Consider the following 19,937-nt stretch of genomic DNA (forward strand, 5'->3'; position numbering starts at 1 on the left):
CACAACACGATGTTGTACGCACTGGATGCAACTCGACTTTCGGAGATAAGAATATGAGCAATGTCAACCAAACCATTATTCCTGTTGAACTTGTTGATAAGGTACTAAACCCAATCAGCGAAGCGACTGGGATGCCAAATGAAGCCTACACAAACGCAGAATATTTTACATTCGAGCGTGACCAGGTATTTGGTAACACATGGGTATGTATTGGTTTTGCCTCTGACCTTCTTAAAGATGGTTATGTGATGCCAGTTGACTTCATGAACCTACCACTACTGATGATGAGAAATCGTCAAGGTGAGGTTCAAGTCTTCCACAACGTTTGTAGCCACCGTGGTATGAAACTTGTGCATGAAGCGGGCGAAGTGCAGGGCATGATCCGCTGTCCTTATCACTCATGGACATACGATCTAGACGGTAACCTAAAAGGCACGCCTCACATTGGTGGTATCGCGAAACATAAAGATGACCGTTTCAAATGTGAAAAGCATGGTCTGAAGCCACTGCGTTCAGCAGTATGGATGGACATGGTCTTTGTTAACCTGTCTGGTGACGCAGCGAGCTTTGAAGAACACATTGCACCGCTAGAGCAACGTTGGAAGCCTTTCCTTGGTGAAGACGGCATGGGTCTACTGCGCCGAGTGAATATGGGCGGCAACCTAGAGATCGAAGTGAACAGTAACTGGAAGCTGGCGGTAGAAAACTACTGCGAAGCGTACCACCTGCCTTGGGTACACCCAAGCTTGAACAGCTACTCGCGTCTGGAAGATCACTACAACATCATGTTTGACGAGCGTTTTTCTGGTCAGGGCAGTCTTGCTTACAACCTGTCTGACACCGCAGGTACGCACTTACCAAAATTCCCAAGCTGGCCTGAAGACAAACTGCGCCACGCAGAATACGTCGCGCTATTCCCGAACGTACTGCTAGGTATTCAGGCAGACCACGCGTTTGCAATGATGATCGAACCAATCAAAGCGGATAAGAGCATCGAGCACCTACGTGTTTTCTATGTGGGCGATGAAGCAACGAGCGATGAATATGCGGCTTGTCGTACTGCTACGGTTGAATCTTGGAGAGTGGTATTTGGCGAAGATATCGGTGCGGTAGAAGGCATGCAACAAGGTCGTTACTCACCAGGTTTTGGTGGTGGCGTATTCTCACCTGAAATGGATGTCCCAACTCACTTCTTCCAAACATGGCTAGCGAAACAAGTGAAAGCGGCAATGGAGCAGTAATATGACGCATTACCTTAATTATATTGACGGCGAGTGGTGCGATTCCGAACGCGCACTGACGGTCATGAACCCCGGCACCGCCGAAGCGTACGCAACCATTGCCGAGGCAAGTATCGAAGATGCTGACCGTGCGATGGCAGCTGCTCGCCGAGTCGTGAATCAAGGCCTTCTGTCGGACGTTCGTCCGGCAGTAAGAACCGAGTGGATGCTAAAAGCCGCTGCTGCAATTCGTGAAATTGTTGATGAAGGTGGACTGGTAGCATGTCGCGAAAATGGCAAGTCACTGCAAGACGCGAAAGACGAGTTTTTGGAGTCCGCACGTTACTTCGAATATTACGCAGGTATGGCGGATAAGCTGGAAGGCACGTCGATCCCATTGGGCAAAGACTATGTTGATTTTACTCAGTATGTCCCGTTTGGTGTTTCTGTGCAGATTGTGCCTTGGAACTTTCCAGTCTCAATTTGTGCACGTTCACTAGCACCTGCGCTAGCGGCAGGCAACGCTGTAGTCATTAAATCGCCAGAGATTTCTCCACTTGCAATGACTGTATTGGTTAAAGCGATTGAAAAAGCAGGCTTCCCTAAAGGTACGATTAACCTGTTGTGTGGTAAAGGCTCGGTTGTCGGTAGTCATCTTGTAAAGCATCAAGATGTTGACCAAATCGTATTTACTGGCTCTGTACCGACGGGGCAACGCATCCTCAAAGATACAGCGGAACGCGCAACACCATCGGTTATGGAACTGGGCGGTAAATCGGCGGCTATCGCACTGAAAGATGCAAACCTAGAGACACTGCTCAAGAGCGTACAAGTCGGCATCTTCTTTAATGCGGGCCAAGTGTGTTCGGCAATGTCTCGACTGCTGGTGCAAAAAGAACGCTATGAAGAAGTGAAAGCGGCTGTAGTGGAAATGGCGCAAGGCCTAACTATTGGCCAAGGCGAGAGCCAGCCAGATATCACACCAGTGGTTTCCGCTGATCAGCAAGCCCGCGTACTTGAGATGATTGAGCAAGCGCGAGCAGAAGGCGCAAACATCCTAACGGGTGGCTACGCTCCTGAACTGTCTGGTTACTTTGTGGCTCCGACAGTCATCGAAGCGACACCAGATATGAGCATTGCGCAGGAAGAAGTGTTTGGTCCAGTGCTTGTTATTACACCGTTCGAAACCGAGCAAGAAGCCATTGAGATCGCTAACGGCACTGACTTTGGCCTAGTTGCGGGTGTCTTCGGTGAGAAGCTAAACCAAACATTACGCGTCGCTCAGCAACTGCGTGGTGGGCAAGTGTTCATCAACGAATGGTTTGCTGGTGGCATTGAAACACCATTTGGTGGAGTAGGATTATCTGGCTTCGGCCGAGAAAAAGGACAAGAAGCGATTTATAGCTATGTCCATACGCGCAACATTGCCATTCGTTTGCAGCAAGAAAGCGACGTATAGCCACCGTGTAACTCGTTTTCATCACCTCGCACTTGCTTGGATTCAGACCACAAGACAGGGCGAGGTTGATGAAAACAATTAACCCCAAATATGGGTTAAACACACGGGAATTCAGAACAAGGTAGTTGGAGTAAAAGTGATGAAAAAGTGGCTCTGTATTATTTGCGGCTTAATCTATGATGAAGCACAAGGTTGGCCATCAGACGGGATTGCACCGGGAACAGCATGGGAAGATGTGCCAGATGACTGGTTATGCCCAGACTGTTTAGTTGGAAAGGCTGATTTCGAGATGATTGAAATCACCGAAAGCGCGACAGAAGAAGTCGCTGCGGTGTCTTCGGTATCAGTAGATTCGCCGTCTCAGGTTCAACCAAGCACGGTTCAGCCACTTCCATCCGAAGTTAGCCAACCTATCTTTTCGACCGATCCTATCGTCATTATCGGCAGTGGTCACAGTGGTTATCAGCTTGCAGCCGCACTTAGAGCACAATCTGCGACGGTTCCTATCACCGTATTTACTGCTGATGATGGTGCACTGTATAGCAAACCTGCTTTATCGAATGCGTTTGCGATGAATAAAGACGGAGACGCCCTTCAAAGTGAAAGCGCGTTGGAGTGGGAAAGCCGCTTGAACATTCGCGTTTACCCGCATACCCGTGTTGAACATATTGATCGTGCAAACTCAACCTTGCACACATCGATTGGCAAATACGCCTATAGCCGCTTGGTGCTGGCAACAGGTGCATCGCCGATTGAAATCCCAATTGAGGGTGATCGCTCTTATGTGGTGAGTGTGAACGACTTAGTCGATTACCGCCGCTTTAGAGCAGAACTCCAAGGCAAAAAACGCATCGCGATCCTAGGTGATGGCTTAATTGGCTGTGAATTTGCTAACGACCTTATCGAAAGTGGCTATGAAGTGACTGTAATCGGGTTGGGTCAATGGCCAATGGAACGTTTAATCCCGCAGCAGCTAGGTGAATCATTGCAAAATGCACTGAGCCAACGTGGCGTTAAATGGCGACTTCAAGACAGTATCGCAAGGATCGAACCAATGACGGAGTCCAGTGCGGTATTACATCTAACCAGTGGCAAACAGATCGAAGCTGATATGGTGTTAAGTGCTGTTGGACTTAAGCCAAACGTTGCGCTAGCGCAGCAAGCAGAATTAGAAATTGGTCGTGGTATCAAAGTGAATCAATTCGGCCAAACGAGTGACGAGAACATTTATTCATTGGGCGACTGTGTTGAAACTGAAAGCGGTTGGCAGCCTTATATTGCGCCTATTAATCAGATGATTCCATCGTTGGCGAAAAGTTTACTGGGTGATCTATCTTCAATTTCACTGACACCTACCCCCGTGATTGTAAAGACACCGATACTCCCGTTGACGATTTTCCCTGCCGCACCTAATGCACAGGGTCAATGGCACATCGAGCCGCAAGCCGATGACTTAACAGCCGCTTTCTATTCTCCAGAAGGCGTCATGCTGGGATTCGCCCTGTTAGGCAGACAAGTCCAGTCACTACGTGGCTCTTGGATTGAGCAACTATCACTTAAGAAGTCTGCGGCTTAAGCTGTCTGCAGAAAGTGGAGACATAGAAATGATTCATTTACCAAACGATGACGCAACATGTGGCTGGTATCACGCGTTGCCGGCACTCCCAGAAAAATCGGTTCTAAAAGGTGAGCAAAGCGCAGATTACGTTGTGCTTGGCGCAGGTTTTGCGGGCCTTGCGATGGCACGACGCTTAGCGGAACACAAACCTAATGCACGCATTACCTTGATTGATGCACAGCGTATCGGGCAGGGTGCATCAGGCAGAAACTCAGGATTCGTCATAGACTTGCCGCACAAGTTCTCGTTAGAGCACCCAGATCCGGCACACAAACAAAAGCTACTGGGGTTAAACCGTTCAGCGATTGCTCAGTTAGACAGTTTGATCAGCAAACACAATATTGATTGCCAGTGGTCAGCTAAGGGCAAATATCAAGGTGCAGTTGGTGCTCGGGGTGAAGCTTATCTCGATCACTTTGAACACCTAATGAAAGACCTTGGTGAACCATACTTCCACGTTGACGGCTCTGAACTGGCAAAAGTATTGGGCACCAATTACTACAGCCGCGCGATCTACACGCCGGGTGGCTATTTGATGCAACCTGCGGCGCTGGTTCGTGGGTTAGGGGAAAGTCTGCCAGAAAACGTACAAGTGCTGGAAAACTCACCCATTAGAAACTTAAGTAAAGAAAATGGTTCTTGGGTACTGCATGGTGATTCGGGCACCATCAGAACCCAAGAGCTGTTATTAGGAACCAGTATTTTTACACGTGAATTTGGTTACTTGAAAAATCGCCTGCTTCCAGTGATGACATTTGCAAGCTGGACACGACCGCTGACAGATGCAGAAATGCAAAGATATGGTGGCGAGCTTAACTGGGGACTAACACCAGCAGACCATGCGGGTACAACACTACGCATGACGGCTGATCGACGCATTTTGATTCGTAACACCTATAAGCATGTGCCGAAGTATGGCTCAAGTGTTAGCGATAAGATGCGACAACAGATCCGCGACGATCATAGACAAGTGTTCCTAGCGCGTTACCCAGAGTTGGCGGACGTACCTTTCACTCACACTTGGGGTGGTGTATATGCGATCTCGCGTAATTTCACCAACTTCTTTGGCCAGTTAGACGAAGGCGTTTACGCAAGTGCTTGTGACAACGGAGTCGGAGCCGCTTGGGGAACGATCTCGGGGACACTATTGGCTGATTATGTTGTGGGCGCGACGTCAACCTCTCTCGATGATATTCAAAAAGTAACAGGCATGCCTTGCTTGAACCCACCTGAGCCTTTCTTAGGTATGGGTGTGAAAAGTCGCATTCAATTAGCGAAATGGCAAAGCCGGAGCGAATTATGAAACAAGTAAAATTAGTCGACAGTAAAACCCTAGATTTTAACGTACGTGGTGACACACCAGGTATGGCATACGTTGCACGTGCACTTAGTCCAGAAATTTCGCCAAACATCGGCGTTGGCTTTGCCAAGTGGGAAGGCGCTAAAGTGGCGTGGACGGTTTTGTACGACGAAGTCATTTTTGTGATTGAAGGCTGTTTTGAGCTCACAGCAAATGGTGAAACACATTTTGTTCACCCAGGTCAGATGCTTTGGATCCCAGAGGGAACCGAACTAGTCTACGGTGGTCATGCATTGTTTGGTTATGTGGTTCATCCAGGCAACTGGAAAGAGTTACATGGCATAGAGTAATCACCCTCCCTTCATATTTACAAAGAGTTACCCACGCCTTATCCGCCATGTGGGTAACTCCTTTTTATTTCCGAACTCTGCTAGATACAATTTTAGTTGACCACTACAACCAAAGCTCTTCGAACAGAGATTAGAGAGAATACTGAGTAAAGAACATGAACTGCCCGCTATCTACAAGGCAAAGAAGTTATAGGGAATGCTTACAAATAATAGGTATGTTACAGAGACTAATATGATAGGCATGATCGAGGAACGCCCGAACATTAATGACTAAGAATTGATTGTGAAGTGTAGATTTTGGGGCATGTTTACCACTAAAGCACAACCACTTTTCAAAGTGGTGGCAAGAGTTTCGTTCTGAGGCGATTTAGTTTCCCACTACCAAACACATAGATTGAAAGGTCATGCTTTCTAAGAGGGCTTCATTTCCTTATTCGATATATCAACACACCTAGAGCCAGTAGATTTTGTTTCGTTAGTGATCGAGCTCTTTGAATTCAAGTTATCAGAGTACAGCGATTAAATGTTCGCAGCCAGCTGAGTAACTTTTTTGTGCCATTGTTCGATATCTTTCTCTTTGGAAGAGATCACTGGTCCAAAATAGGTAGCTCGTTTGTTTTTGATGCCAGAAAAATCCAATACCGTTTTCTTTAGGTGCTTGTAGATAACGTTGCCTTGGAAATACTTGTACCAAAAGACAGGGGTATCAAGCGTTACAATAATTTCTGAGGTTTTCCCTTTTAGCAGCTTTTTAGGAATGGTCTTTCCTTCCTCATACTGAAAAGCAAACCCAGGAAGGAAAGTTCTATCAAGTAGCCCTTTGAACTTTGCAGGTACCGTTCCCCACCAAACAGGAGAGAGAATAACGACATGATCGGCCCAAGTGATCTGGTCTTGTACGTTAACTAAATCTGGCTCCAGCTCTTGGATTGCGTTGTATCCTTCATGTAAGTTCAGCTCAAAATCTAAATCCCCAACATGTATGACTTTGACTTCATGTTTGCTACCAACGGTTTCACGATATTTGTCTGCTAGAGACTTAGTTAAGCTATCCGTTTTAGGGTTGGCATTAATCACAAGTACATTTTTCATGGATTACTCTCTCACATTATAATATTTAATTGGGTCATATGACCCATAAATGCGATGCTAAAGATTAAAAACTGACCTGTCAACAAGATTGTGGGTCAATTGACCCATGGTTAGCTACTGATATAATTTGAGTTTCCATCATGGACTTCGATATATGGGGTTATACATTTGAACAGTCGTAGTATTGAAACAAGAAACCAGATTATGGAGTCGGCTTTAGCTATCTTGAAGGCCTCCGGTGTAGAAGGGCTTACCATGAGAAAGGTGGCTTCAACGGCAGGTAAGAGCCTTAACAATGTCCAACATCATTTCAAGAATAAAGACACGCTTTTGAATTACTTAGCGGATTTTTACTTTGCTCAATGCTATGAAGGAGTTGAGCAATATGCCCCAAGCAAAGATGTCAGCGATCCAAAACAAGTGCTTTATGAATTTGTCCTGTTTATATTAGGGGAATCTGAACACATTAGTGACGCATGCCTTGTCTTAAGAGAGCTTTGGGCTGTTTCTACTCGAAATAAAGAACTTGAAGATAAGCTCAATCAATTCTACGCCTCTTCAGTAGATAGGGCATGTGTACTTTGGGAAGGCTATGGCAGAGCCAATGCTGAAAAAGCAGCGTCATTGCTTCTGCCTTATATTGAAGGCTACTCGATTCAACACAAAGCATTGCCTATTGATAGAGAAAAGATCGCTGAATTACTCTCAGAAACGCTTTACGCTCTGCTGACTCAGCCAGTAAATGATGAGTCCTGAAAACCTACAAGATAGGTGTTTACGCTTTCCACAAGGTTTTATGAAAGTCGAGGTAGGGTTTGAGGCAGATGTATTTTAGGGATGAACGAGATTGCATACTTTTTAGCAAATACAGCTAGAGCACAGTACAGAGTTTTCCCTGAATAAAATACCCAACACTCAGAACTGTGTATTGGGCATTTTACTGGCTTAATACTACTTCCGCAAAGAGATGTCCGAATCTAAGAACCGGCGTAATTCACCCATAAAACAACACCCCAAACCATAAGTGAGCACACCATGCTAAGTAGCACTAGTGCCGACCCTATGTTTTTCGCCACACCGGAAAGGATGTGGAACTCCAAGCCGACTCGATCTACGACGGCCTCAATCGCGGTGTTGACCATTTCAGCAAATAGGACGAATACCATAGAAAGTATGACCAGCAATGTATGTAGTGCGGGTAAATCTAACCAAAATATGAAGCCGGTCAGCGGTACAAATAGCATTAATTCTTGTTGAAATGCAGCCTCGTTTCGACAAAGCCACTTAAACCCATTGTAGCTATGAGCAAAGGTATAAATAATGCGTTCAATACCTGTGCGTTTAATAATCACGTCTTGTTGCATGTTGCGATATCCGATTTATGAATTAAGGGAACACGTTTGAGTGATATCTAACGTGGAATTTCGTACCGATGACTGTATGCCGTACAAGCCTAGCAGACTATCGAACAAGTTATCATGTGACAGATGGCCGTGATTGGCTTTATCGACCAAACAGTCGACTTTAAGGCTTTTTTGTTCTGCATATTGTGTTGGCAGCCAAAGCAGCCAAGGGACTTGAGTCTGTTCTTTAGGGGCAATCGCGTAAGGGGTCCCATGTAAATAGAGGCCACTTTCACCCAAAGACTCGCCGTGGTCGGAAATATACGTGAGCATAACGTTGTATTTTTCGGACACTGCTTGTAGCTCATTGATCACTTTCGCGAGTACGTAGTCCGTATAAACGAGCGTATTGTCATACACATTTAAGATCTCGCGATCATTGCAATTCTCAATATCGCTACGGTTACAAGCTGGTTGAAACGGCGCAATATTATCTGGGTAACGTTGCCAATACGTTGGGCCGTGACTTCCAATCGTATGTAAAACCAGCAGTTTGTTACCAGAGTCATCATCAATAAACGCCTTGGCATACTCCAGCATTGCGTCGTCAAAGCAGGTATTGCCGTCACATTTACTGTTGTTGAGTGAGGCGTCGACGCGTTTAATGGAGAGTCTGTCTGCTACGCCTTTGTCACCGCCATCGTTGTCAATCCAAAGCACATCTACCCCCGCATGCTTGATGACATCAAACACATTGTCCTGATTTTGTGCGCGTTGCTTATCATAAGTTTGTTGCGATAAGTTGGAAAACATGCAAGGCACAGAGAGCGCAGTGTACGTACCGCAAGATGACACATCCTGAAAAGAAATCAGCCCCATATCTTTAGTGTAAGGATTGGTGTTTCTTTCATAACCATTGTAAGCAAAGTTCATGGCACGCGCAGTTTCACCCAATACCACAACCATTAAGGTGGGTTTACCGTTGGATGTTGGGATGACTTTGGCGTCTTCCCCTTGTGTTTTGTAGGCCAATTTTTCAGTTAAGTAAGTCTGCTTGAGGTACTTAACTCCGCTGTAGACGTGCGCGGGAATGATCATTTTATTTAGGTAGTGATTATTGCGGCCAACAGAGGCGTAGTCTTTGTAGGTTGTCATAGCAATAAGAGCAATACCAGCGATAGAAACCACCACAATACCCACTCTTGAGGCTATTGCTCCTAGCCAAGTTTTATGTGGAACAATCTTTACCATAAAGACAAAGATCGCCGGAACAATCCCTAAGCCGATTAAATAAAGAACCGTGGATATGTTGAAGTAAAAGAGTACCTCCGATGAATTAGTTTCAAAAATACTCTCCATCATTGTCATATCAAACAACGTGTGGAAATTGATTTGAGCGTAAAGTGCGCCTGCAGAAGAGATGAGTAAAAAAGCCATAAATGGCTTAAAGAAATATGGCCAAGCAAAGAGCGAAAAAATAATAACAAACGCACAGGCAAGAAGAACAGGAGCCGTGTATGCGAACCACGGGTCAGGAACGGTTGTACTAAGGGAGAATATTTTGCTCAGTACGGGATAATTCAACACGGTAGCGAAATAGGCCGCGCATATAAAAACTAATCCTGGCATATTCATGGATAGGCGAGGAAGTGAGAAAGTTCTGTTACCCAACATATTCGGAGTTCCTTAGTAAACTATGCACCTATCTTCTCAATCGAAACTTAAGATTTACTTAAGGAATATGATAAATTTCATAAATACTATGGTTGTAACAGCAAGCTAGTTATTGGTTTTATTCTAACTAATGTCAGGCTGGAAAATTGACGATGAGGGAGGAAAGCGCTTAACCAAAGATCAAGCGCTTTATTGTTTAGGGTGATGTTATCGCTTAAAACGCACACGGAACGTGTTTTTATCTTCGCTTCTCGGAAGTAACTCGATAGTCGCGCTGTGCAGTAAGGCGATGTCACGAGCAATCGACATTCCAAGCCCCGCACCATCGCCTTTTTCGGTGTTGGCTCGATAGAAATTATCAAACAACTTCTCTTTAGCTTCATCACTGATGTCAGGACCGGTGTCACTCACATAAATGTCGTACCACATGTCTGAGGCCAAAATGACAACATCAATCTTACTGCCAGAGCCGGAATAGCGAATCGCATTGTCAATGAGGTTACGGAACAAAAGTCCGATCAAGAGCTCGTCACCTTGGACGGTGCACGCATCTCCCTCCAAGCTGAGTTGTTGACCATTTCGTAACGCTAACAGTGCTAAGTCGGAGAGCGCCGATTGCAGCACCCCGTTAATATGAACGTCTTCACGTTCTAAATCGGTGATACTCTCAACCTTCGCTAACGTCAGTAATTGATGAAGTATCCGGTCTGTGCGGTCAATGCCTTGAAGGAGATTCGACAAGTCCTGTTCTAGCTGGGCTTTATCTTGGCTATTGAGGGCATTTTCTGCGTTTAACCGTAAGATAGTGAGGGGCGTTTTAATTTCGTGCGCAGCCATGCGAGTAAAACGTTTTTCACGCTGCCAAGCCTGTTCGAGTTGATCCAATAAATTGTTTAGTGTGTCTACCAGAGGAGAAAGCTCCAACGTTTGTCTGGATACATAGATGCGATCCAGTTTTTGGATACTGCGCTGAGAGATCGCTGTTCTTAGCTCAGAAATGGGTTGGAAACTCTTGCCGATAACATAGATAAGAATACCGATAAAAAGAGGGAAAAGTACAATTTGCGGCAGTACTGAAGAGAGCGTAACTTCACTGATGATTTCTTGACGTATACTGTGTTTTTCTGCCACTAAGATGTAATCGTGCTCAGAGGCGTGAAGCTGAAATACACGCCATTTGTCTTGGTTTAGTGTTTGATCGTCAAAACCAGAAAAATCAGGCGCAGGCGATAAGCTGCCAACGCTTTTATCGGAACTCCACACCATCTGATCATTTTGGAAAAACTGAAAAATAATATTTTGCTCATATGGGTGTCCATAAGGCGTATCTTGATCGTCATCCGTTCCGGAAAGTTGGCGAATGTTATCCATCCAAGATTCAAATTGATTTTGGATGGATGGATCGGTTAAGTCTGCTCCCACAGAAGATGTCGTGAGCAAAAACAACTTCGCCGTTTGTCCCAACCTTGCGTCGTAGACTTCTTGCGTTTCATGTTTTGCAAATAGGAGACTGAAGTAAAGCGAAAGCGCAATCATGACGAGGGAGAGGAGGCTAACCGTAATGATAAGGCGACGCTTGATTGAGTAGGGCGTATTACTTTTCAATGATGTACCCCACGCCGCGAATGTTCTTGATCAACATGTTAGGGACTTTTTTGCGTAAGTTGTGAATGTGAACTTCAATGCTGTTGTCGTTTGTACAATCGTCCCAACCATGTAGAGACTGCGCAAGTTGCTCTTTACTCATGACTCTGCCTGCATTCGTCATTAAGCTGGCGAGCAACTTGAACTCTTTACGAGTCAACTTCAAAGGTTCCTGTTGAAAGGTGATGACCTGCTCAGATAACGAGAGCGCTAAGTCGCCAACTCGGATTTGCTCATTGGCACTGCCAGACTGGCGGCGAATCAACACTCTTAAGCGCGCAAGCAACTCTTCTAGCGCGAAAGGCTTTCCGACGTATTCGTCTGCACCGCCATCTAATCCCTTTACACGATCTTGAATATCGTCACGTGCGGTTAAAATCATAACGGGTAGCTGAAAGCCAGCGCCACGAAGCCGTTTTAGCACCTCCAGCCCGTCGATATCAGGCAGCGTTAAATCGAGGATAACGGCTGTAAATGTCTCGGTTTTCAGGGCTGCATTAACGCCGCCACCATGGGTCAGCCAGTCTACGGTAAAGCCATGGCGACTTAATGACGTCACCATGGATTGACCAAGTAAGTTGTCGTCTTCAACCAGAAGTATTCGCATTGTTATTGTAAGCTCTTAAGTCGTTTTGCTATCTCTTGCTGACGGCCTTGATCGGCGAGTGGACGACCTGGACGCGGCGCAGCTTGTTGCGCTTTGGTCAGGTATCGAATCGCTTCACTTTTTCGACCTTCTTCGGCAAGGAAATCTCCATAGAAGTAGTTAGGATCAATGCCGTTAGGGTTAATTTCAAGGGCTTTTTTGAGCATCTCTTCCGCTTTTTCATCGTCACCGAATCCAAGTGGCCACCCAGGTACTTTATAGTATAACGAACCTAAGCTGGTAAATGCGGAACCATCGAGCGTTTTGGGTGCTGAATCAATCACTTTTTCAAGTAACGCTTTGGATTCTTTGACGAGTGGTAATGCACCTAAACCTCCTTTTGCGCCCGCCAAAGACGCTTTGTTTATGGCCATCCAGACCATCAACTCAGGATTACTAGGATTAATATGCATGGCTTGTGATGTGTGCATAATAGCGACTTCTAAGCACTGTTCTTGCTCATCACTATCTTGAACTTGGTATTGGCAATGTGCCCACTCTTTTTGAATGCTTTCTAATGTGGGAACGGCCGCAAAAGCATGGCTGCTAGCAAGGATTGCGCTGATTCCGATACTTGTTATTGAAAGTGCTTTCATGAACTTTACCTCTACTCTTCGGCTTGTTTTACGAATTTATGGATGGTTTCTTGTTGTTTGCGAATCGAGCTCGTGACCAAATTGGGCAGCAGTTGGTTGATGCGCGCAAATAGCTTTTCTGGCCATCCTATCCATTTTGCTGGCGTTTCTTTTTTCAGCATTTTGATGACGTGCTTAGCGACCACTTGTGGCTTGTCGCAATGGTTCCCCAGCGTCTTATTCATTTGTGTAACAAGGTCACTATTGAGCTCGGTGTTAGTCGCTCGGGGGGCAAGGTAGAGCACGCGAATGCCTGCGCCATCCATTTCCCTATCCAGAGCTTCACTGAACCTGTGTAATCCAGCTTTTGCGGCGCAGTAACTGGTGTAACCCGGGTAACCAATCGAGCCAAATGTTGAACCTATGTTCAAGATGATCCCAGGTCGGTCTAGCCACGCTAATGCGCTTTGTGTGATAAGAATCGGTGTGGTTAAGTTAAGATTGATCTCATGTTGCAGTGAATCCGCATCTCGTTGAGCCAGAAAGCGGAACTGGTTTGTCCCCGCACCATTGATCACAACGCTGATTTTTTTGTTTTGCTGCAAGTGATCTCTGGCTTTGTTGCGCAGTAACGTTAGGCCTTCGCGTGTTGTTAGGTCAGCACATAAATATTGGTGCTCGCTAGGATTGGGCAGCGAGTCGATTACTTCTTTCAAGCGCTCCTCATGGCGTGCGACTAATATCAGTTTCGCGCCTTGTTTGGATAGTTCCTGAGCGATGGCTTTACCGATGCCACCAGAAGCTCCAGTGATCAACACGTATTTATTCTTCAGTTCCATATTCGTCTCCTAAGCCGCTTCAGACACGGTTGCATCTGAGAGGCTGGTGAGCATCTGGCCATAAAGTTTGTAGACCATATTGGCCGAATCTATGATGGCTTGTTGGTCGCGGCTGTCTGTCACTTTGTCCATAAGAGATTCAAAGAACTGGATATGGTCTTGGTCAAGCACGCTATGGGAAGTGAGGTACGTCATTGCTTGATCTGGAAGACCGAGTTTATTCTTCACAAGCTGGGCAATGTGGCCACCCACACCGACACTGGTTCCTTCCAGAACCCACACCATACCAAAGAGCGCCATCGGGTTGTGGCGGTCGATCTGGTGGTAAAGATAAGCAACCATCAATTCAATCGCTTCACCAGTACGGCCGATCCCTTGGTTGTGACGAACGAGTTCAGAATCAGCGCCACAGGCGGCAATGTCATTCAGAATCCATTCATGGTGACCTTTCTCTTCATCAATGTACTCAGCTAATGCCTCACGTACCCATTCGTGCTCAGCATCTAAGCGACCACCACATGCCATCAATAGGGGAACGGTATGTTTCACATGGTGAAAAGCCTGAGTCAGAAACTCAATGTAAGTCGACACGTTGATCTCACCACGCTCACACGCTTGAAATATTGGTGCACTCAGCATGTTTTGTTGGGCTTCACGGGTTTGTTCTTTAAGAGTGTTAAAAAAGCTCATGATTGATTCCTTAAATTCTTATCTACTGGAGGTTATTTCAATTCGATTAGCTGGTGGCTGGAGTCGATCTCTTCTCCAAGGAGCAATTGGTTCGCCCAAATTTCGATGACATCACGCTTTGGTCGCCCGTTTTCCGTGTACCAGTGGGAACATGTGCCTAAGTTGTTGGTGATGATCAGCCTTTTTATGCAGGCATAGTCGGGCAAAGTGGCATTTAACTCATGGATGTGTTCGACGATATTGTCAAAAGGCTCGACGATGGCAGAGAGTGAAGTTTGAGCTTCACCGACAACCAGCAATTTTAAACCGGGTACAAACACCTGAGCCTGAGATTCGATCCATTCAGGAGAGATGTTTCGACCGTAGCTCGTAATAATTTGGTTTTTCTTACGCCCTAGGATATGAACAAATCCTTGCTCGTCGACTTGCCCTAAATCACCGGTTTCTAACCATTCTTGATCAAAAGGGTGGCCTAAATATCCAAGTGCTTGGTTGCCTTTGACAAGCAATTCACCATCGTCCGCCACTTTGATTTCAATATGCTCAAGTGGCGCACCGCAACTGCCGTGTTTTACTTTGTTCGGTGTGTTGAGCGCAACGACAGATGCGCACTCTGACAACCCGTAACCTTCATAAGCAGGAATACCTAAAGCGTGCGCGGCTGCCATAATTTCTGGGGCAACTCTTGCTCCTCCTACTGCGACAAATCGAAGTGACTCTGCGAAAATGGGATTCGCTTTCACCACTTGGATTAATGCCATAAGAAGTGCAGGAGTGAGCACTAAACTATTGGGTTGGTATGTGGCGAGCGCTTTTGTGAACGCTTGTGGATCGAACTGGCTTGAGCCTGTAAGCCCAACGTGTTCCCCTTGGAAGATAAAGCTTGTCACACCAAGCATCAATGGCACATAAATCCCGGTGATGTTTTCTAGTAACGTGGACAAAGGCAGTAAAACAAGATGACGCTTAACATCGACGTTCAAAGCGGAAATCAGAGAACTGGAAACGCGAAATAGATTCTCTTCACTCAAGCAAACCCCCTTTGGCGTGCCCGTTGAACCGGATGTAAACGTAATTTTAATTGTGTTCGGAAGTCGAGATGTGGTTCCAGCCGCGTATAAGCGGTATACGGGCAGAGCCTCGATTTGGCTAACTTGATCTTCCAACTCGAACATTTCCTGCCATTCACCGATGAGTAAATCAACACTGGATTCGGAAATAATGTGCTCTACTTGTTTATTCGAAAAAAAGGTTGGAATCGGCACAATCGGTATCTCAGCGCGCATGGCTGCCAAGTCAATCAGTGCCCACCCGACGCTATTTTCTGCACGCAGCCCAATACAGTGACCACCAAGGTTTTGTAACTGCGCCGCTATGCGTTCAATGCGTCTTACCAGGTCGGAATAGGTGATAGAAGTAGAACCATGATTACGACTGTATCCACGCAGGGCTATATGCTCAGGTGTCATCTTTGCGTGGTGATAGATTTTTTCGAGAATCCTGCTCATTTTAGCCTCCGACTTTCTTATTCGCTTCTTGCTTATTCGAATCGTGGAAAATTTGGCGTAGTAGTTGGTATCCTTGGACTAAATTCCCTGCCATGACTCTCGGCTTATGTTGGTAGTAGGTTCCCCAGATTTTTTCCGCTTCAGGAACGCGATCTGCGCTTGCGTCTGCAATGACGACAGGGGTTAATCCGAGTCGCTTCATTAACGCGTGCAATGGGTCCGTTGCAGTGAAAATGCACCATTTGTAACCTTGTTCGACGAGCTTTTCTGCCATAAGGAAAAAATGAATAGGTGAGTTACCCTGCGCAAAAGAGGCAAGCTGACCGAACTCAATGACGCTAGAGCGTTCGATGTTGACTTGAAAATGCTGGCTAAGAATGACTTCGGCTTTTTCATCAAGGTATTGCTCAAGAAAGAGTGCTTCATCACCCGCATTTCTAAAACCACACAATGATGTGATCTTGCCGTCAATGAGTAGCGTCATAAACTCAGGCATAAAGGTGCCTAAATGGGCGTCAAAAGCTTGTTCATACCTTTTGGTAAGCTGTTGTGTAACTTGAGGCCAGAGTGGATGGTTTGGTGCGACAATTTCCAGTTTGTAATGAGATGTTGTTATTGGATGTCTCATCGGATGCCCCTTAACTTGGTTGATAATGACAAATTAAGGTACAAAACTTAAGAAACGCTTAAGGAAGCGGAAAAAAGCGAAAATATTATGGGCTATGAACGTGTTACAACAAGAAAAGGCGAGCTTACGTTGCTCGCCTTTGAGTTTGATATGAATGTTTATTGTAGACGTAGTTTAGCCGTACGCGACGCTAGGGAACCAAAGTACGAGCTGAGGCCATGCGACTAAACACACCAATGCGATAAGCTGAATTAAAATGAATGGAATCACGCCGCGGTAGATGTCTTTTAACGCCACGCCTTCTGGGCATACCCCTTTTAAGTAGAATAAGGCAAAGCCAACAGGTGGTGTTAAGAAACTGGTTTGCAGCGCCATAGCGACCAGCATCACGAACCAAACTAAGCTAGGGTTATCAACGACACCGTGTCCGTCCAGTTCTATCCCCAAACTTGCAATCACTGGCGCGAGCAGCGGTAGAGCGATTAAGGTAATTTCAATCCAATCTAAGAAGAACCCTAGTAAGAAGACGATCATCAGAATAAACGCAATGATACCGTAAGGGCCGAATGGCAAACCGCTTAAGAACGATTCGATTAGCTCATCACCACCAAGCTCACGAAGCACTAAAGCAAAACACGAAGCGCCCAGAAAGATCATAAAGATATACGCTGTTGTGCCATAAGAAGCGAGTACCACTTCTTTCAACACTTTCACGTTGAGCTTTTTATTGTAGGCCGCGAGTAAAGTTGCACCCAGCGCACCAATACCTGACGCTTCGGTTGGCGTGGCAACACCTGCAAAGATAGAGCCAAGCACTACAAAGATCAGAATCACAGTCGGAGTGATGTCTTTGAATACCTGAAGTATCAACCCCCATTCGACAGGCTGGACGTCTTCAGGCACTGGCGCTTTGCTTGGAGAGGTTTTACCGACGATGAGAATGTAAAGGATGTACAACGCACCGAGCAATAGACCCGGAATAATCGCCCCCATAAAGAGATCGCCAACAGATAGGCCAAGCTGATCAGCCATGATGACTAACATAATCGATGGTGGCAGCAAAATACCCAGCGTACCCGCAGAGGCAACTGTACCGAGAGCCAAAGGTAAGTGATAACCTTGACGCATCATACTCGGCAGTGACATCACTGTGAGCAACACGACGGACGCACCGATGATGCCTGTCGACGCAGCGAGAATAATCCCGATCGCCATTACCGTAATCGCTAAACCGCCGTGAACTTTACCAAACAGGGCTTGCATCGAAGACATCAGCTTTTCGGCAATGCCGGATTTATCCAGCATATTCCCCATAAAGATAAACATGGGAAGGGCAACCAGAATCCAGTTATCCATGATCTTGTAAATACGGTTTACCACTAAACCTATGCTGGTGTAATCAAGCCCGGTAAACGTGTCGAGATACAGATCCGCATAGTAGCCAACTGCACCAAAGACAACACCAATGCCACCCAGCACGTACGCGACAGGGATGCCGGTAAACAGCAATAAGATGAACGAGCCAAACATGGCGATGACAATCCACTCATTTGGTTCCATGATTCGCTCCTTTGAAAATGATTTCTAACGACCGTAAGATTTTTGCCAGCATTGAGAGCAGCAATAGACCAAAACTGAGCGGTATGACACTTTTGATCAGCCAACGAAATGGCAACCCAGAAGGAGAAGCCGAACTTTCATTTACGCGCCAAGATTCATAGGCAAAGTCGTAAGAATGCAGTATCACGACGATGACAAATGGGATCGCTAAAAACAGCAACCCAAGTAGATCGACAACCGCTTTAGTACGTTCGGAAAACTTATGATAGAAGAGGTCGACACGCACATGCAGATTGGTGACTTGTGCATACGCCGTACCAAACATGACCGCCGTTGCGTATAAATGCCACTGCAACTCCTCAAACGCTATCTGGCCGTTAGAAAAGACTTTTCGCAATACGACTTGCAATATGATCACGCCAATCAAAACCACGTTCGTCCATGCAAAAAACTTACTGATGGAAGTGATGAACTTTTCTAGTTGATCATAAAACGGGACAGTGGGGGTAGAATATAACACCTTGCTCATTGGTGACTCCTTATAACCTATGGCCGACATGACAGCCGGCCAAAAGGTCCAATTCACAGGGATTTATTGAGTTTGTGTCGCGCGAGGTAAGAAACCATTCGCTTGCCACAATGCGTAACCTTTACGGAATTGAGAGAGGTCTTTCCACACTTTATCGAAGAATGGGTCAGCCGATTTTTTCTCTTCCACGACTTCTAACCAAGTGGTTTGGAAAAGGTTTAACATTTCGTCGTTCCAGTAGCGGATTTCGACACCGTTCTCTTTGGCTTTTTCCATTGCTGAGTACTGCATCGCTTCACCTTCCGCAATAGAGTAGGTCATGGTTGCCATACAGGTGGTTTCAACTGCCGACTGCTGAGTTTTGCTCATGCCGTTCCATGTGTCTTTGTTGATCAACAGCTCAAATACCGTTGACTGCTGGTGCCAGCCAGGGAAGTAGTTGTACTTAGCGACTTTGTGGAAGCCCAAGCGTTGGTCGATGGCGGGTTGAGAGAACTCAGAAGCGTCAATTGCGCCTTTCTCAAGTGCGCCGAAGATTTCGCCCCCCGGAAGCTGAACCGTACCCACACCCAATTTTTCCATTACTGACGCACCTAAACCGAAGAAGCGCATGTTCAGGCCTTTCAGGTCTTCGGGTTTTTCAATTGGCTTTTTAAACCAACCTGATGTTTCAGGGGAGATGATCGCACAAGGAAGAACTTTGACGTTGTAACCGCCTTGGTCATACATTTCTTGATAGAGTTTCAGACCATTACCAAAGTAAAGCCACGCCATGTATTCGCCCGCTTCTGGGCCAAAAGGAACCGCAGAAAAAAGTGCCGAAGCGGGCAGTTTACCTTGCCAGTAACCTGCTGTTGCGTAACCAGAGTTCACTTTACCTGTTGAAACCGCATCAAGGATTTCTGCTGGATTCACCAATTTACCCGGCTCGTAGATCTTCATCTTAATCGTACCGCCGGACGTTGTTGGAATGTGGTCAGCGTACCATTGAATCGGTGTTCCCAATGCTGGCAAGTGGCTACCAAACGCGATCGGTGTCTTTAGCAGAATTTTTTTGTCTGCCGCGTGCGCACTGACTGACATCCCTGTAGCCGCAAGTGCAAGCGCCGATGCGATAGCAACTTTCTTGAATTTCATAACCTTCTCCTTGTTAGGCATTATTCGCGTAGATATCAAGAAATGTGAACATTGGTCAGTAATTGATGTTAACGCAATGTTACATTTGAGCCTAAGTTTAGTCAGGAGGGGTTTGACACTCTATT

19 protein-coding genes are annotated in these 19,937 nt (G+C 46.0%); 6 read left to right on the forward strand and 13 right to left on the reverse strand.

The features are described 5' to 3' along the window. Nucleotides 1-53: 53 nt before the first annotated feature. The 5 genes from NP165_RS19625 to NP165_RS19650 all read left to right on the forward strand — a co-directional run bounded on the left by NP165_RS19625 (nt 54) and on the right by NP165_RS19650 (nt 5,947). On the forward strand, nt 54-1,241 hold the full coding sequence (locus NP165_RS19625) for an aromatic ring-hydroxylating oxygenase subunit alpha (RefSeq protein WP_257086148.1): 1,188 nt from the start codon (nt 54-56) through the stop codon (nt 1,239-1,241). A gap of 1 nt (nt 1,242) precedes the next feature. Further along, nucleotides 1,243-2,679: an aldehyde dehydrogenase family protein gene (locus tag NP165_RS19630; RefSeq protein ID WP_257086149.1), complete on the forward strand. Its 1,437-nt coding sequence runs from the start codon at nt 1,243-1,245 to the stop codon at nt 2,677-2,679. A gap of 139 nt (nt 2,680-2,818) precedes the next feature. Beyond that, on the forward strand, nt 2,819-4,255 hold the full coding sequence (locus NP165_RS19640; protein WP_442538126.1) for an FAD-dependent oxidoreductase: 1,437 nt from the start codon (nt 2,819-2,821) through the stop codon (nt 4,253-4,255). A 28-nt stretch (nt 4,256-4,283) separates the two neighbouring features. Further along, nucleotides 4,284-5,600: an NAD(P)/FAD-dependent oxidoreductase gene (locus tag NP165_RS19645; RefSeq protein WP_257086150.1), complete on the forward strand. Its 1,317-nt coding sequence runs from the start codon at nt 4,284-4,286 to the stop codon at nt 5,598-5,600. Then, entirely contained in the window at nt 5,597-5,947 is a 351-nt protein-coding gene (locus NP165_RS19650) for a EutQ-related cupin domain-containing protein (RefSeq protein WP_257086151.1), read from the forward strand. Before NP165_RS19645 ends, NP165_RS19650 begins: the two co-directional genes overlap by 4 nt. 519 nt (nt 5,948-6,466) lie before the next feature. Here NP165_RS19650 and NP165_RS19655 read toward each other — a convergent pair. Then, complete coding sequence (locus tag NP165_RS19655; protein WP_257086152.1) at nt 6,467-7,039, reverse strand: NAD(P)H-dependent oxidoreductase; 573 nt, start codon at nt 7,037-7,039, stop codon at nt 6,467-6,469. Nucleotides 7,040-7,243: 204 nt separating this feature from the next. On the opposite strand from NP165_RS19655, the gene NP165_RS19660 reads away from it, so the two are divergent. After that, entirely contained in the window at nt 7,244-7,795 is a 552-nt protein-coding gene (locus NP165_RS19660) for a TetR/AcrR family transcriptional regulator (protein ID WP_257086153.1), read from the forward strand. A 221-nt stretch (nt 7,796-8,016) separates the two neighbouring features. Here NP165_RS19660 and NP165_RS19665 read toward each other — a convergent pair whose 3' ends face one another. From NP165_RS19665 to NP165_RS19720, 12 genes are all read right to left on the reverse strand, one after another. Then, entirely contained in the window at nt 8,017-8,403 is a 387-nt protein-coding gene (locus NP165_RS19665) for a diacylglycerol kinase (protein WP_257086154.1), read from the reverse strand. A 15-nt stretch (nt 8,404-8,418) separates the two neighbouring features. Then, on the reverse strand, nt 8,419-10,011 hold the full coding sequence (locus NP165_RS19670; protein WP_257086870.1) for a phosphoethanolamine transferase: 1,593 nt from the start codon (nt 10,009-10,011) through the stop codon (nt 8,419-8,421). Nucleotides 10,012-10,263: 252 nt separating this feature from the next. Further along, the gene (locus tag NP165_RS19675; protein ID WP_257086155.1) at nt 10,264-11,661 is read right to left on the reverse strand and encodes an ATP-binding protein; all 1,398 of its coding nucleotides are present in this window, start codon (nt 11,659-11,661) and stop codon (nt 10,264-10,266) included. Next, nucleotides 11,651-12,307 (reverse strand): response regulator, encoded by a 657-nt coding sequence (locus NP165_RS19680; protein WP_257086156.1) that lies wholly within the window; start codon nt 12,305-12,307, stop codon nt 11,651-11,653. Before NP165_RS19680 ends, NP165_RS19675 begins: the two co-directional genes overlap by 11 nt. Nucleotides 12,308-12,309: 2 nt before the next feature. Then, a complete protein-coding gene (locus NP165_RS19685; RefSeq protein WP_257086157.1) occupies nt 12,310-12,942 on the reverse strand; it encodes a tetratricopeptide repeat protein in 633 nt (210 codons plus the stop codon). An 11-nt stretch (nt 12,943-12,953) separates the two neighbouring features. After that, a complete protein-coding gene (locus tag NP165_RS19690; protein WP_257086158.1) occupies nt 12,954-13,760 on the reverse strand; it encodes an SDR family oxidoreductase in 807 nt (268 codons plus the stop codon). Between the two features lie 9 nt (nt 13,761-13,769). Beyond that, on the reverse strand, nt 13,770-14,453 hold the full coding sequence (locus tag NP165_RS19695; RefSeq protein WP_257086871.1) for an iron-containing redox enzyme family protein: 684 nt from the start codon (nt 14,451-14,453) through the stop codon (nt 13,770-13,772). 29 nt (nt 14,454-14,482) lie between these two features. Further along, complete coding sequence (locus NP165_RS19700; RefSeq protein WP_257086159.1) at nt 14,483-15,958, reverse strand: AMP-binding protein; 1,476 nt, start codon at nt 15,956-15,958, stop codon at nt 14,483-14,485. Between the two features lies 1 nt (nt 15,959). Continuing rightward, nucleotides 15,960-16,586, reverse strand: a complete 627-nt coding sequence (locus NP165_RS19705; protein WP_257086160.1) for a thermostable hemolysin — start codon at nt 16,584-16,586, stop codon at nt 15,960-15,962. A gap of 174 nt (nt 16,587-16,760) precedes the next feature. Then, a complete protein-coding gene (locus tag NP165_RS19710) occupies nt 16,761-18,146 on the reverse strand; it encodes a TRAP transporter large permease (RefSeq protein ID WP_257086161.1) in 1,386 nt (461 codons plus the stop codon). Next, complete coding sequence (locus tag NP165_RS19715; protein WP_257086162.1) at nt 18,133-18,675, reverse strand: TRAP transporter small permease subunit; 543 nt, start codon at nt 18,673-18,675, stop codon at nt 18,133-18,135. The genes NP165_RS19710 and NP165_RS19715 overlap by 14 nt, the downstream gene beginning before the upstream one ends. A 63-nt stretch (nt 18,676-18,738) precedes the next feature. After that, nucleotides 18,739-19,812, reverse strand: a complete 1,074-nt coding sequence (locus tag NP165_RS19720) for a TRAP transporter substrate-binding protein (protein WP_257086163.1) — start codon at nt 19,810-19,812, stop codon at nt 18,739-18,741. Nucleotides 19,813-19,937 lie beyond the last annotated feature (125 nt).

This window comes from Vibrio japonicus, assembly GCF_024582835.1.
GTDB classification, from domain to species: Bacteria; Pseudomonadota; Gammaproteobacteria; order Enterobacterales; family Vibrionaceae; genus Vibrio; species Vibrio japonicus.

What these genes read in the sequence shown, in the direction of transcription:
- NP165_RS19715 (WP_257086162.1), bottom strand. Translation starts at nt 18,675, where the DNA reads ATGAGCAAGGTGTTATATTCTACCCCCACTGTCCCGTTTTATGATCAA.
- NP165_RS19665 (WP_257086154.1), bottom strand. Translation starts at nt 8,403, where the DNA reads ATGCAACAAGACGTGATTATTAAACGCACAGGTATTGAACGCATTATT.
- NP165_RS19710 (WP_257086161.1), bottom strand. Translation starts at nt 18,146, where the DNA reads ATGGAACCAAATGAGTGGATTGTCATCGCCATGTTTGGCTCGTTCATC.
- NP165_RS19700 (WP_257086159.1), bottom strand. Translation starts at nt 15,958, where the DNA reads ATGAGCAGGATTCTCGAAAAAATCTATCACCACGCAAAGATGACACCT.
- NP165_RS19655 (WP_257086152.1), bottom strand. Translation starts at nt 7,039, where the DNA reads ATGAAAAATGTACTTGTGATTAATGCCAACCCTAAAACGGATAGCTTA.
- NP165_RS19645 (WP_257086150.1), top strand. Translation starts at nt 4,284, where the DNA reads ATGATTCATTTACCAAACGATGACGCAACATGTGGCTGGTATCACGCG.
- NP165_RS19685 (WP_257086157.1), bottom strand. Translation starts at nt 12,942, where the DNA reads ATGAAAGCACTTTCAATAACAAGTATCGGAATCAGCGCAATCCTTGCT.
- NP165_RS19720 (WP_257086163.1), bottom strand. Translation starts at nt 19,812, where the DNA reads ATGAAATTCAAGAAAGTTGCTATCGCATCGGCGCTTGCACTTGCGGCT.
- NP165_RS19680 (WP_257086156.1), bottom strand. Translation starts at nt 12,307, where the DNA reads ATGCGAATACTTCTGGTTGAAGACGACAACTTACTTGGTCAATCCATG.
- NP165_RS19625 (WP_257086148.1), top strand. Translation starts at nt 54, where the DNA reads ATGAGCAATGTCAACCAAACCATTATTCCTGTTGAACTTGTTGATAAG.
- NP165_RS19670 (WP_257086870.1), bottom strand. Translation starts at nt 10,011, where the DNA reads ATGCCAGGATTAGTTTTTATATGCGCGGCCTATTTCGCTACCGTGTTG.
- NP165_RS19630 (WP_257086149.1), top strand. Translation starts at nt 1,243, where the DNA reads ATGACGCATTACCTTAATTATATTGACGGCGAGTGGTGCGATTCCGAA.
- NP165_RS19650 (WP_257086151.1), top strand. Translation starts at nt 5,597, where the DNA reads ATGAAACAAGTAAAATTAGTCGACAGTAAAACCCTAGATTTTAACGTA.
- NP165_RS19660 (WP_257086153.1), top strand. Translation starts at nt 7,244, where the DNA reads ATGGAGTCGGCTTTAGCTATCTTGAAGGCCTCCGGTGTAGAAGGGCTT.
- NP165_RS19640 (WP_442538126.1), top strand. Translation starts at nt 2,819, where the DNA reads ATGAAAAAGTGGCTCTGTATTATTTGCGGCTTAATCTATGATGAAGCA.
- NP165_RS19690 (WP_257086158.1), bottom strand. Translation starts at nt 13,760, where the DNA reads ATGGAACTGAAGAATAAATACGTGTTGATCACTGGAGCTTCTGGTGGC.
- NP165_RS19705 (WP_257086160.1), bottom strand. Translation starts at nt 16,586, where the DNA reads ATGAGACATCCAATAACAACATCTCATTACAAACTGGAAATTGTCGCA.